Consider the following 12481-nt stretch of genomic DNA (forward strand, 5'->3'; position numbering starts at 1 on the left):
TTGCAGTTCGTTCATCCGATCTTCGACGCAAGTGATCAACCAGTGAGGTGAATGAATAAAATGAGTGAAATAGCTTTAGAACCGACTACTGCCAGCCAATATGAGAAGAAAACACGCAGAAAGAAAGGGAAACGTACATTCCTTCTTTTTGTCTGTGTTTGGCTTATCATCATATGCTCCGGCATTTTGGGCGCCAAATGGTACACGGACCGCATGCAGCAAATGCTCTCTGCCGATCTCGAACGGCAAACCGCCAGTCAAATTTCCGAGATGCAGCTAGCCTATGAGGCTCGGATGCAGGAGATGGAGGCCAGCTACACCGCCGACATTGCCGAGCTGAAGACGAAGGTCGATGCGCTGAATGAGCTGCTTACCTTCACCAAGGATAATGCCGATTCCAAAACGGACAATAGCAACAAGCTATATACGCAGCTTAACGAAGTAAAGAAGCAGCTTAGCGAGCTGCAAAAAAATCTGGATGTGCTCAAATGAATATCACCGTCAAAGCGCTAAACCGAACCGCCCTGCTTGCCCTAGCGCCTTTTCTCGGCATAATGATATGGCTGCTCTTATCCGATATCGTCATTCAGTTATCCGAGGAAGCGTTCCCTGAGCCTCTATCCGGGCATACGACGATCACAAACGCCAATCTGGAGCAGGCTTCCTCGGGTCTGGACCAAGCGCAAGAAACGGCAGCGCAAACAAGCCAATCGATTCAGAAGCAAATTAAGCTGTACAAGCAAACGAACGCCGACATGGCCCAAATATCGTCCATCGCCGCTTCACAGGCGCTGCGGCCGCTTGAAATTTATGATCGCAACATGACGAATCGACTGGGTAAGCCAGCGTCCACGATTGAATCGGACAAGCTCCGCGCCCAGCTTTTCTATATTCAAGCGCAAAACTTCAAGGCCTATGCTTTGAAGGTCAAACTGAAGAGCAAGGATGCCATGAGGATGACATTAGGCGGTGACGAGCTTGGCAAAGCGGAATCAACGCTCGCGGCCGTGAATCGCCACGGAGCAGTTGCCGGCGTGAACGCCGGCGGCTTTGCCGATGGCCGAGGCAAACGATACCCGCTCAGCACAACGATCGTGAACGGCGAATATGTAACGAGCTTCGAGCCTCCTCGCGAAAATTTATTTTTTGTCGGGTTGAACGATCAGAATGAGCTAGTTGGCGGAAAGTTTCAATCCAAAGCACAATTGGATGCCAAGAAGCCGAAATTCGGCGCTTCGTTTGTCCCCGTCCTGATCCGCGGCGGCGCTCCGCAGCCGATTCCGGCCAAATGGCAGACGAGCCCTAAGCGGGCGCCTCGCACGGTCATAGCCAATTACAAGGATGACCAGCTGCTGTTCCTCGTCTCAGACGGCTATAATGAGGCCGGCAGCTCCGGTGCGACGCTTAGCGAGATGCAGCTTCTGCTGCAGCGCTATGGAGCTATTGACGGCTACAATCTTGACGGCGGCGGTTCTTCCTCGCTTATTTTCAACGGCCGCGTCATCAATAAGCCATCGGATGGACAGCTTCGCAAGCTGCCTACGCATTTTTTATTTTTTAAATAATTAAGCTTGCATAGCGCGATCATACTCATTTCGGAATATACTAATACCGAACTCCCGGAACCAGACTCCTATTATCGCTTGATGGAAAGGAGCAGAACGGATGAGCATCGGATCGAACTGGTATCGCAAAGCTTTATTGACGATTACGAGGCTTCCGCTTGTAGAGCGTTTATCCACAACCTACGGAAAAGGGCTCGCTGACAGATTTATAGCCGGAGAGACGCTGGAGGAGGCGCTGCATGAGGTCGAGGCGCTGGGCAAGCTAGGCATTATGGCTACGATGGACCATCTGGGCGAGGGCATTCGGGATTTAAGCGAGGCTGCCGCCTACAAGGACCAATATGTGAAGTTGATCGAGGGGATTGCCGATCGAAGAATAAATTCGCATGTATCGCTAAAGCCAACTCAAATGGGACTTGCGCTCGATCCTGCCGCGTGCTTTATAAATATTCGCGATGTTGTGAAGCATGCCCGGCGCAATCGCAACTTCGTCTGCATTGATATGGAAAACACGCCTTACACGCAAGCAACGCTGGATATGGTCAGACGCCTTCACAAGGAAGGCCTGACGAATGTCGGCACTGTACTTCAAGCCTATTTGCTCCGAACCGAGCAGGATGCCGCCGACCTGCTGCGCGAGCGCATAAATCTTCGGCTGGTCAAAGGAGCTTATAAAGAGTCTACCGAGGTAGCTTATCAGAATGCGTCAGAGGTGATCGAAAGCTTCAAAAGAATGATCAAGCTCCATTTAGATGCAGGAGCATACACCGCGATCGCCTCTCATGACGATGCCATAATTAGCTGGGTGAAGGCCTACGCGCGTTCGCGGCAAATTCCTAAGCATGCCTTCGAGTTCCAAATGCTCTATGGCTTACGCATGAAGGAGCAGGCACGGCTTGCCAAGGAGGGCTATCGGATGCGCTGCTACGTGCCCTATGGCGTGATGTGGTATCCCTACTTCACCCGCCGCCTGGCTGAGAAGCCGTCCAATCTTATGCTGGTGCTCAAAAACATGTCCATTCGCAAGCGCTGACCTCATTCAAAAGGTCTAACACAGCAAAAAAAGAAGCAGCGCCGGCCCTGCACTGCTTCTTTTTTTTGCGTTGTAAAGCTCTATTAATGGCCGCCCATAAAGATGTAGCGACCGAGAATAAGAACAGCAAGGATCCACATGAGCCAGTGCACATTGTATTTCCCTTTGCCCGATACGTTTGCAACCGTTGCGAGTACCACGTACGATACAATACCGAACGAGATGCCGTTCGCGATGTTGTAAGTGAATGGCATAAGCGCAAGCGTGAAGAACGACGGAATTGCATAAACCATATCTGTAAAATCAATTTCCTTCACCGACTGCATCATCAGCACGCCGACGATGATCAGCGCCGCAGCCGTCGCCGAGCCTGGAACGAGCGCCACAAGCGGCGAGAGGAAGATCGCGAGCAAGAAGCAGATACCTGTCGTAACCGCAGTCAAACCTGTACGTCCGCCCTGCGCGATACCCGCGGAGCTTTCTACGTATGCGGTAACCGTGCTTGTACCCAGCACCGCGCCGCCGCCAACGCCGATTGCGTCAACGAACATCGCTTTACCGATCCGTTTTTTGCCTTCCTCCGGATTTTTCATATAGCCTGCGCGGTTAGCCGTACCGACTAACGTACCGAACGTGTCAAACAACTCAACGAATGTGAACGTCAGTATAACTGTAACTAGACCAACCTCGAACACACCAGCAAAGTCAAAATGCCAGAAGTTCATTGTCGTGAAATCAGGCACCCAAGTTTGATTTGTAAAAGCAGCCTTCACATCAACGTTACCCGTAACGATGGCAAGAATTGTCGTGCCAAGAATACCGAACAATATGGCGCCCGGAACACGAAGCACCATGAGAATCGCAATCAAAAACAGTGCGATAACTGTGAAGATAACCGAATCGTTGTGGAAGCTTCCGAGCTGGATAACTGTCTCCGCACCGCCTACAGGCGTAAACTGTCCCGCTTTAATGTCGGAGAAGCTTGATACGGCAATGGTCATCAAGCCGCTGTTTTTCAAGCCAATGATGGCGATGAACAAGCCGATACCGACAGTGATCGCATGCTTCAGGCTGTCTGGAACAGCTGTAATCAGCATTTGGCGAATCTGTGTTACCGTCAAAATGATGAAAATTATACCCGAGATAAACACTGCCGTTAAACCCATGGCAGGCGTAATCGGCGTGTCCGTTGCCGCCGAAGCGACAATGACCGATGCGAAATACGCATTGAGACCCATGCCCGGAGCCAACGCTACAGGGAAGTTGACGAACAAGCCCATTGCGATCGAGAAAATACCTGCAGCCAGCGCCGTTGCAAGGAATACCGCCGTCCAGTTAAGTCCGGTCGGGGTAAGTATGATTGGATTGACGGCCAATATGTATGCCATCGTCATGAAAGTCGTCAGCCCCGCCATAATCTCTGTCCTGACATTTGTCCCGTGTTCCTTTAAGCGAAAGAAACGTTCCATTTTGATTACAACCTCCCAAAAATGTAGTGGAACAAACAAAGAAGCCTAGAAATAAATGCTTTAAACGCATTTCTCCTAGGCTCTGCAAAAAGGGGAAAAGTATACCCGCAGGACCGTGCGGCTTTTCCACCATTTTCGTAGCCTGATCATTTACGGTGACCGAGTAGAGACTCCCAAGCCGATTCTTGAGATTATACGAAAAATATGCGATTGTTGTTTTCCTGTTCCAATTTTAAAGAGAATGCAACAGTTTTGTCAATAACTTTTACGAACGTTTTGGCAGTAAATTCCTTTATCATTCGGTTTTATAGCAATAAAGCAAATTAACTTCTAAAAAAGTTAGAAAGGTATGCTTTGTTTGCTTCCAGCATTTCTTCAAGAAGTGTCTTCGCAACGGCTACGCTTGGAACGAGCGGATGGTGCGCCAGCGCCTGAAGCGCGATGCCTCTATCGCCGCTGATCGCCGCTTCGATCGTAAGCGACTCGTAGGTTTTGACCGCATGCATCAGTCCCTTAATCTGCTCAGGAACACGCTGCAGCGGAAGCGGGATCGGTCCCTGCCCTGTCACGACGCAGTTTACCTCGATGCTCGCATCCTCCGGCAGGAAGTCGATAATATTGCCGTTTCTAACATTCAATGTTTGAATGTCTCGCTTATCGGTGTAGAGCGAGTGCATAAGATTGACCGCCGCTTCGGAATAATAAGCGCCGCCGCGCTGCTCCAGCTGCTTTGGCTTCTCACTTAGGTTAACGTCCTTGTAGAGCTCGAACAGCTCCTTCTCTACCCGGCTTACCACATCCGCGCGCGTGCCATCCTTCTCCATCGACTCCTTCATATCCTTGAACATCGAATCCGTCATGTAAAAATAACGGAGATAGTAGGTCGGAATCGCGCCAAGCGAGCGCAGGAAATCAGCATCCCAGTCAAAAGCCGTCACGTTCGTCGCCGTATATTCGCGTCCGCCGCCAATCATCTCCTGAAGCTTATCCTCGCCCTTCACATATGCAGCCGTTACCCAGTGCAAATGGTTAATGCCGACAAACTCCGGCAAAACCTCTTTTTCACTGACGCCGTACTCCTTCGCAAGAAACTTCTGGAAATTAATCGGCGAGTTGCACAGGCCCACAGTCTTCACATTCGTATACTTCTGTACCGCTTCTGTCACAATACCTGCCGGATTCGTAAAATTAAGCATCCATGCGTCCGGAGCCAGCTCCTCGATGTCCCTGCAGATATCCAGGATTACGGGAACCGTGCGCAAAGCCTTGAACATGCCGCCCGGTCCGGTCGTTTCCTGTCCGATCACGCCGTGGGAAATCGGAATATGCTCGTCTCGGCGTCTCGCCTCCAGCAGGCCGACCCGCATTTGCGTCGTCACAAAATCTGCCCCGGCAATTGCCTCGCGGCGGTTCAGCGTAAGCTTCACCTTCATTGGCACGCCTGCCTTCTCGACCATGCGGATAGCCAGCTCGCCCACGATTGCCAGCTTATGCCGGCCTTCCTCAATATCGACGAGCCACAGCTCGTGAATCGGCATTTCATCATAATGCTTGATGAAGCCTTCCACGATTTCCGGCGTATAGGAGGAGCCTCCGCCGATTACAGCTACTTTTAACGGTTTTTTTATCATAAAGATTGAACCTCCTAGAGGATATTCTTAATGTTTGCTTCTTAGACATCGAATTAGCTTAAAATGTAATCTTTCTTAACGCAGCATCCGTCGTCGCATCAATCGTGAAGCCGCTGCTGTCCATCGCGCTCATGACCGCTCCTACAACGGGATCAACAGAGAGCTTGACAATTCTCGCATACGGCGCAGCCGCTCCTACTTCCTCTTGAATAGCTTCCACCATATGCGGCGAGCTTCCGCGGGAAAGAACACTACCTGTCAGAACGACATCAAAACTCTCCTGCTCCATACCAAGACGTCTAATGAGCGCATTAACCGCATTGCCATGCTCCTTGCCCGCCTCCTGCAATATACGGATCGCAACCTTATCGCCTTGGGCGGCAGCCTCGAACATCACCTTGGAAAGCTCCGATGAAGGATATTTCCCGTTATCGAGCGCATCGTCATACATGGCTTGAATCGTCTTATAGCCGAGCCGCTGCGGTACCAACTCGGTCAGCAGGGTTGGCTGCTCTCTGCCCTCTGAGGCGCGAATTGCGCTGCGGAAGGCGTGAATGGCCAGATCGGAGCCTGAGCCCTGGCCGTCTCCGAACAGGTAACCAAAGCCGCCGTATTGCAGCTCATCCCCCTGCGGATTACGGGCCGCGGCATTAAAGCCTGTGCCGCTAATGATCACGGCGCCGTAGGATTTGTTCGTCCCGGCGCGCATGCCGATCATCGTATCGCATGCAATCGCATGACGTTCAAATGCCAAGGAAGCGATCATCGGACGAAGAATGGCATAATCCGGCTCGCGGTCCGCTCCCGATAGTCCAAAATAAGCGAACGTCACCTGCTCCTTCGTCACGCCCGCTTCTTGCAGCGCCTGCTCGCAGGCATTGTTTATACTATTTTTTGCTTCCCCATGCGCCGTCTGATGACAGCCGTTTCCGCCCAAGCCTCTTCCGAGCACGCTCCCCGTTTCGTCTACAAGCAAGGCGTGCGTCTTCGTGCCCCCAGCATCTATTCCAAGAAAAATAATAGCGCTCACGCTCCTTTTTTAAAGATGTGCTACAGCTTTATTTTAAAATAAAAAACACCGCTCCTCTAATGTTAAAGAACGATGTTTTAATACTATCTTACTGTTTATTCACGGTCGCAGCTCTGATGGAAGCTTGCCTATATGCTGCTTAAACAGCCGATTAAAATTGGATAAATTTCGAAAGCCGCATTCTTCGGCAACCTCTATTATTTTTTTATCGGACGACTCCAGAAGATACACAGCCTGCGACAGCCTCAGCTGAATTAAATAATCCATCGGCGAGGTTCCTACTACTTGAACAAATAATGCGCTGAATCTCGAAGGACTCAGATGCGCGGCATCCGCCAGCTCCTTTAACGTCCACGGATACGCGACAGCCTCCTCGATTGCCCGAAGCACACCGCGGATGATCTCCATTCCCCGCATTTGCAGCGCGCCGCTTGCGCCTTTTTTGGCAAAATATCGGTTCACGAACGCTAGAAACTGAATAAGCTGAGCCCTTACGACCGCCTCATAATGCGGCTCCTTGCGTTCAAACTCGGCGGCCATTTCGGACAGCATCGCCCCCAGCCGGACCAGCATCCCATGATCTCGTTCGAGCACATTGTCAAAACGCATTCCGATTTCGCGAAACGGGGACAGCAGCTCCGGATCGTACCGCTGCTCCAGCGCGAGATATGCGGAATCGAACATCATGATGCTCATGACAAGCTCCTTCGTTTCAAACGCACGGTGCAGATCATTCGAGTTAATGAGCACGATATCTCCCTGATGAAAATCATAGCGGGACCCGTTAATCAGATAGTAGCCGCTGCCTTGTTCAATATAATTGATCTCAAGCGCCGCGTGCCAATGCAGCCTCTGAAATGTCGGTGTAACGCCTAAGGACTGTGAAATGGTTATTGGAAAAGCTTGCGGAAGCTCGATTTGATCCTTGCTGATGGAAGGGGACAGCCTCATCCTTATTCCTCCTCGAAAAATTGCGAACGCTTGCCGGATCTCAACGGACAGGCTGAGAGCGTTAAGTTACTAGACATTATAGCAGAACGTGCTGCTGCTGCGCAGAAAAAAAGCCTTCTCGGACCGGCCGTGCGGCCGTCGAAAAGGCTGTTTCAATCGTTGCTTGTACAAAAATGATCAATCAGAAGCTTACTCCCACTCGATGGTAGCCGGTGGCTTCGACGTTACGTCGTAGACGATACGGTTAACGTTGTCTACTTCGTTAACGATACGTACGGAGATTTTCTCAAGCACATCCCAAGGAATGCGCGCCCAGTCAGCCGTCATGCCATCGATCGAAGTGACTGCGACCAACTAAGAAAACCTGCCTTAATAGAGTAAATTACTATTCAATTATCTGAGCAGGGACATGGAAAGATAAAATGCTTGTTCTTTATAAGAAACATGATATGCTTTTATAAGGAATACTATTCAAATGATTTTTGGAAAAAGAAACTTTTTACATGAGTGAAATGAATAGTAAAGGGAGTAATGAAATTGGGCAAATTAAACTCAAATTTTTCTGCGGTTAACAAATTGTTAGAAGGTAACATTTCAATCTTTTTAGATTTTATTCGTGGATTATCTGCTATTTTAGTCGTAATGGAACACTTAAGTTCTAGATTGTTTGTGGGTTACGGTAATGTCGAAAATCATAGTGTACTTGTAAAGTTGCTCTACCTACTAAATATTCTAGGTGGTCCATCGGTAATAATATTTTTTGTACTAAGCGGTTTTTTTATTTCAAGGTCCGTTCTAAAAGCGGTATTTGAGAACAAATGGTCATGGCGGAGATATATGATAGACCGACTTTCAAGACTATATGTCGTCTTAATACCTGCCTTAATACTAACGTTAATTTTAGATATGGTTTCCTCAAGATTTTTCGAGTACGAACGATATACAAACATTTATGATAATCTAAAAGATTTTATAGGGAATCTATTTTTTCTTCAAAATATATTTACAGGGGTTTATGGTTCTAATGCACCTTTATGGAGCTTGAATTATGAGTTTTGGTACTACATGTTATTTCCGATATTGTTATTAATAGTTTCTTACAACAAAAGTAAATTTGTAAAGCTCTTTTATTTATTGGTAGCTATCATAATCATTTTTACGATAGCAATCCGAATGAATACATATTTTATCGTTTGGTTAATAGGAACACTCGTCCTCCTATTGCCGAGAATAAATTTCTTAATAAGAGGTTTCATCCCCGTAATAGCCCTTATATTACTATTGGGAGCTATGATTGTAAGACCACTTATGATGACAGGAAGGCTTTTTACAGAGAGTTGGACAGAGGATTTATTCGTTGTCGACCTCTTTTTAGGATTAGCCTTCGGCTTTTTAGTTTATACGCTGCTACATAATATTTCGGATAAAATCAAAAACATTGAACTTAAAAGGTTAGGGAAGATAGCTAACCTGATTTCTAGTTTTTCATTTAGCCTTTATCTAATTCACTATCCAATAATAAATACGTTATATTATTGGGGTGCTAATAATGGTTTTACTGGCTTGCAGCCCAACATAATATCAATAGTCCTAGAAGTGCTTTTAGTTATATTAATTTGTATTATCGCTTTTTTCTTCTCCAGATTAACGGAAACTCGCACTCATATCCTACGCAAATTCATTGAAACAAAAACTAGAACCTGGACGGTTAGTAGCCGAAATAGATCAGAAAGGAAGAAAAATGTAGTAGGATAAACAAGGAAAGAAGCACTGCAACAGCCCAGCTTTTTGACTGCTTTCGGCTGATGGATCGACAGTCCCTCCAGCAACCACCGGAACTCCTGTGGCGTGATCGAGCGTACGGCCTCCGTATCCATGGGCCACTGGTATTGGCCGGATTCCAGTCGCTTGTACAACAGGACAAATCCATCGCCTTCCCAGTACAAGGCTTTCATCCGATCACGCTTGCGACCGCAGAACAGAAACAAATGATTTTGAAACGGGTTCAGTTGCAACTGATATTGTACCAAGTAAATAAGACCATCAATAGATTTTCGCATATCCGTATAACCACAGGCGATATACAGTTGATCGGCCTTCGAGATGTCACCGAACATACTGCAGGATGCGAAGCGTCTGTTCGAGAAGTGCGGTAGACGCATGCGAATGAATTTGAATCGTAACGGCATCCGTACGAAGGATGATGGCCGCTTGCTCCTGACTCACTTCGGGACGTGGAGAGTTCATCCGCAATGAGGAAGGGACAGGGACCAGAGTTGATTCATTCGTCTGTATCCTTTATAGTCACTGTCTAATCTAACCGCTAAAAAAGAATAATGGGCATAAGCCCATTAGCCCATTATACGCTTCGCACACGTAATGTCACTCTGATTTTAGAATGCCATCCCGCTCCACTCTTAGACGTTCAATTTCGGCCCTGTATGGCATTGCGGCGTTCAGGAGATGTTGATGGACTTGCCATAGCTTACAGCCACTCTGAGCGATCTGTATGAGGTGATGTGTTATAGCATCGTCAAAATCAAAGGTATGAAGGTTTGTCATGTTTTATTTTCAATCCATTCAGCAGGCTATGCAATCGTCCAATCTGTAAAATGTCATCTTGCTCTAATCCCCCTTAAATATTGAACGTGACAATGACCGTCTTTTCTTCTTTGAGGTTCTTAATCCTCCGCATAGCGTTGCTCTGCTCATCAATAAATTCTTCACTCACCAAGTATTGGAAAAACACTTTTAACGTGGCTATATTGTTATTGATCGTTCCGTTGACTTCTCTCCCGACACGTTGACGTTCCTGTATATATTTCTTGATATGAAGCTGTGTCACTTCCTCAACCTCAGAAACACCCAACTCTTTAACCGTAAACCTTTCCCACCTGTACAAACGGAACAAACAAAGATCAACGTACCTCTTTTCCCTACCTAAAATTTCTTGGTGTAACCTGAAATCCTCAATTAGTTCTTTGATCTTGGTCATACAAAAAAAACTCCCTTCTATTTGCTAAACAACGCAGATAAAAGAGAGTAATTTTTTGCACTTTATTGTTGCAGGTGTACGTGGAACTTCATTGCTACCAACGTCGTAAACCCTTATGCATCAAGGCTTCGGAGTGATTTGACGACATTGATTTCACGAACCTACTCCCACTCGATGGTAGCCGGTGGCTTCGACGTTACGTCGTAGACGATACGGTTAACGTTGTCTACTTCGTTAACGATACGTACGGAGATTTTCTCAAGCACATCCCAAGGAATGCGCGCCCAGTCAGCCGTCATGCCATCGATCGAAGTGACTGCGCGGATACCGACGGTATACGAATACGTACGGGCATCGCCCATCACGCCTACGCTCTTCATGTTCGGGAGCGCAGTGAAATACTGCCAAATTTCACGGTCAAGGCCGGCTTTAGCAATCTCATCTCGCAAAATCGCATCGGATTCACGAACGATATGAAGCTTGTCTTCCGTCACTTCACCTAGGACACGAATCGCAAGACCCGGGCCCGGGAACGGCTGACGCCATACGATCGCTTCCGGCAAGCCGCACTCCTCGCCAACTTTACGAACCTCGTCCTTGAACAGCGCTTTAAGCGGCTCAACAAGCTTGAACTTGATGTCCTCCGGCAAGCCGCCGACATTGTGATGGGACTTGATCGTTTGCGCCGTAGCTGTGCCGCTTTCCACGATATCGGTATACAGCGTGCCCTGCGCCAAAAATTCGAATTCATCCAATTTATCGGATTCTTCTTGGAATACATAAATAAACTCGTTGCCGATAATTTTACGTTTTTGCTCCGGATCTTCTACGCCCTTCAGCTTGCCGAGGAAGCGCTCCTGCGCATCGATCTTCAGAACCTTCATGTCAAATTTGCCGACGAATGTTTCCATAACGCTTTCGGCTTCGCCTTTGCGCAGCATGCCATGATCGATGAACATGCAAGTAAGCTGATCGCCGATCGCTTTGTGAAGCAAAATCGCGACAACGGAGGAATCTACGCCGCCGGACAAAGCGCACAGCACTTTTTTGTCGCCGACCTCAGCACGAATTTCTTGAATCGTATCCTCAATGAACGACTCCATTGTCCAATTGCCGTCACAATCGCAGATGTTGTACAGGAAGTTGCGGATCATTTCATTACCGAACTCCGAGTGACGAACCTCCGGATGGAATTGAACAGCATAGAACTTACGCTCCCTATCACTCATAGCGGCAATCGGCGCATGCTCCGTGCCCGCATCGACCTGGAAGCCAGGAGGAAGCACTACAACATGGTCGCCGTGACTCATCCATACCGTCTGAACCTTGTCCAGCCCGAATGAAATATGGTTACCCTCAACAAAGCTCACTTCCGCTTTGCCGTACTCGCGTTTGCCAGCGCGCTCCACTTTGCCTTCAAGCTGGTGCGACATCATTTGCATTCCGTAGCAAATACCGAATATTGGAATGTTTAAATCATAAATAGCCGGATCTACAAGTGGTGCATTTTCTTCGTAAACGCTGGCCGGCCCTCCCGAGAACACAATGCCTTTCGGCTGTAGCTCGCGGATCCGTTCTGCCGATGTGTTGTAAGGCAGCAGCTCGCTGTATACGCCCAAATCGCGAATACGGCGTGCAATTAGTTGGTTGTATTGTCCTCCAAAATCGAGCACAACGATGATTTCATTTTGCTTCGTCATTACCGAGCCTCCCTCAATAGATGTAGTAATTATATATAAGGCGGTTTGAACGAGTCAAGGCGAAGACGCAGGACATTTAGTCGGAACGCCATAAGAGGGGACGAATA

The 12481-nt window shown here is 48.1% G+C and carries 12 protein-coding genes, 1 pseudogene and 1 riboswitch; of the genes and pseudogenes, 4 read left to right on the top strand and 9 right to left on the bottom strand.

Features of this window, described 5'->3' with window-relative positions:
- Nucleotides 1–60: 60 nt before the first annotated feature.
- The 3 genes from ACO9K6_RS07860 to ACO9K6_RS07870 all read left to right on the top strand — a co-directional run bounded on the left by ACO9K6_RS07860 (nucleotide 61) and on the right by ACO9K6_RS07870 (nucleotide 2598).
- On the top strand, nucleotides 61–492 hold the full coding sequence (locus ACO9K6_RS07860; RefSeq protein WP_424766999.1) for a hypothetical protein: 432 nt from the start codon (nucleotides 61–63) through the stop codon (nucleotides 490–492).
- On the top strand, nucleotides 489–1565 hold the full coding sequence (locus ACO9K6_RS07865) for a phosphodiester glycosidase family protein (RefSeq protein ID WP_424767000.1): 1077 nt from the start codon (nucleotides 489–491) through the stop codon (nucleotides 1563–1565). Before ACO9K6_RS07860 ends, ACO9K6_RS07865 begins: the two co-directional genes overlap by 4 nt.
- A 100-nt stretch (nucleotides 1566–1665) precedes the next feature.
- Nucleotides 1666–2598 (top strand): proline dehydrogenase family protein, encoded by a 933-nt coding sequence (locus ACO9K6_RS07870; protein ID WP_424767001.1) that lies wholly within the window; start codon nucleotides 1666–1668, stop codon nucleotides 2596–2598.
- A gap of 83 nt (nucleotides 2599–2681) precedes the next feature.
- On the opposite strand, the gene ACO9K6_RS07875 is transcribed toward ACO9K6_RS07870, so the two are convergent.
- The 5 genes and pseudogenes from ACO9K6_RS07875 to ACO9K6_RS07895 form a co-directional block, all read right to left on the bottom strand.
- A complete protein-coding gene (locus tag ACO9K6_RS07875) occupies nucleotides 2682–4067 on the bottom strand; it encodes an NCS2 family permease (RefSeq protein ID WP_424767002.1) in 1386 nt (461 codons plus the stop codon).
- A gap of 118 nt (nucleotides 4068–4185) precedes the next feature.
- Nucleotides 4186–4286: riboswitch (purine riboswitch) on the bottom strand.
- A 104-nt stretch (nucleotides 4287–4390) separates the two neighbouring features.
- Nucleotides 4391–5698 carry a 6-phospho-beta-glucosidase gene (locus ACO9K6_RS07880; RefSeq protein ID WP_424767003.1) on the bottom strand — a complete coding sequence of 436 codons (1308 nt, stop codon included), beginning with the start codon at nucleotides 5696–5698 and terminating at the stop codon, nucleotides 4391–4393.
- Between the two features lie 58 nt (nucleotides 5699–5756).
- Complete coding sequence (locus tag ACO9K6_RS07885; RefSeq protein ID WP_424767004.1) at nucleotides 5757–6728, bottom strand: N-acetylglucosamine kinase; 972 nt, start codon at nucleotides 6726–6728, stop codon at nucleotides 5757–5759.
- A gap of 99 nt (nucleotides 6729–6827) precedes the next feature.
- On the bottom strand, nucleotides 6828–7679 hold the full coding sequence (locus ACO9K6_RS07890) for a helix-turn-helix transcriptional regulator (protein ID WP_424767005.1): 852 nt from the start codon (nucleotides 7677–7679) through the stop codon (nucleotides 6828–6830).
- Nucleotides 7680–7868: 189 nt separating this feature from the next.
- Nucleotides 7869–8027, bottom strand: a pseudogene (locus tag ACO9K6_RS07895) (GMP synthase (glutamine-hydrolyzing)); the annotation flags it as partial.
- 189 nt (nucleotides 8028–8216) lie between these two features.
- Here ACO9K6_RS07895 and ACO9K6_RS07900 point away from each other — a divergent pair.
- Complete coding sequence (locus tag ACO9K6_RS07900) at nucleotides 8217–9434, top strand: acyltransferase family protein (RefSeq protein WP_424767006.1); 1218 nt, start codon at nucleotides 8217–8219, stop codon at nucleotides 9432–9434.
- Here the strand turns inward: ACO9K6_RS07900 and tnpB are convergent.
- The 4 genes from tnpB to guaA form a co-directional block, all read right to left on the bottom strand.
- The gene (tnpB, locus tag ACO9K6_RS07905; RefSeq protein ID WP_424767007.1) at nucleotides 9341–9841 is read right to left on the bottom strand and encodes an IS66 family insertion sequence element accessory protein TnpB; all 501 of its coding nucleotides are present in this window, start codon (nucleotides 9839–9841) and stop codon (nucleotides 9341–9343) included. The two genes, ACO9K6_RS07900 and tnpB, sit on opposite strands and share 94 nt — an antisense overlap.
- Nucleotides 9786–9926, bottom strand: coding sequence for a hypothetical protein (locus ACO9K6_RS07910; protein WP_424767106.1), 141 nt, complete (start codon nucleotides 9924–9926; stop codon nucleotides 9786–9788). Before ACO9K6_RS07910 ends, tnpB begins: the two co-directional genes overlap by 56 nt.
- A 388-nt stretch (nucleotides 9927–10314) precedes the next feature.
- Complete coding sequence (locus ACO9K6_RS07915) at nucleotides 10315–10674, bottom strand: site-specific integrase (protein ID WP_424767008.1); 360 nt, start codon at nucleotides 10672–10674, stop codon at nucleotides 10315–10317.
- Nucleotides 10675–10835: 161 nt separating this feature from the next.
- The gene (guaA, locus tag ACO9K6_RS07920; protein ID WP_424767009.1) at nucleotides 10836–12374 is read right to left on the bottom strand and encodes a glutamine-hydrolyzing GMP synthase; all 1539 of its coding nucleotides are present in this window, start codon (nucleotides 12372–12374) and stop codon (nucleotides 10836–10838) included.
- Between the last annotated feature and the right edge of the window lie 107 nt (nucleotides 12375–12481).

This window comes from Paenibacillus praedii, assembly GCF_049725345.1.
Lineage (GTDB): Bacteria > Bacillota > Bacilli > Paenibacillales > Paenibacillaceae > Pristimantibacillus.

Excerpts from the sequence above, each read along its gene's own strand:
- ACO9K6_RS07915 (WP_424767008.1), bottom strand. The coding sequence starts at position 10,674 with ATGACCAAGATCAAAGAACTAATTGAGGATTTCAGGTTACACCAAGAA.
- ACO9K6_RS07875 (WP_424767002.1), bottom strand. The coding sequence starts at position 4,067 with ATGGAACGTTTCTTTCGCTTAAAGGAACACGGGACAAATGTCAGGACA.
- ACO9K6_RS07910 (WP_424767106.1), bottom strand. The coding sequence starts at position 9,926 with ATGAACTCTCCACGTCCCGAAGTGAGTCAGGAGCAAGCGGCCATCATC.
- ACO9K6_RS07865 (WP_424767000.1), top strand. The coding sequence starts at position 489 with ATGAATATCACCGTCAAAGCGCTAAACCGAACCGCCCTGCTTGCCCTA.
- ACO9K6_RS07860 (WP_424766999.1), top strand. The coding sequence starts at position 61 with ATGAGTGAAATAGCTTTAGAACCGACTACTGCCAGCCAATATGAGAAG.
- ACO9K6_RS07880 (WP_424767003.1), bottom strand. The coding sequence starts at position 5,698 with ATGATAAAAAAACCGTTAAAAGTAGCTGTAATCGGCGGAGGCTCCTCC.
- tnpB (WP_424767007.1), bottom strand. The coding sequence starts at position 9,841 with ATGCGTCTACCGCACTTCTCGAACAGACGCTTCGCATCCTGCAGTATG.
- ACO9K6_RS07870 (WP_424767001.1), top strand. The coding sequence starts at position 1,666 with ATGAGCATCGGATCGAACTGGTATCGCAAAGCTTTATTGACGATTACG.
- ACO9K6_RS07890 (WP_424767005.1), bottom strand. The coding sequence starts at position 7,679 with ATGAGGCTGTCCCCTTCCATCAGCAAGGATCAAATCGAGCTTCCGCAA.
- guaA (WP_424767009.1), bottom strand. The coding sequence starts at position 12,374 with ATGACGAAGCAAAATGAAATCATCGTTGTGCTCGATTTTGGAGGACAA.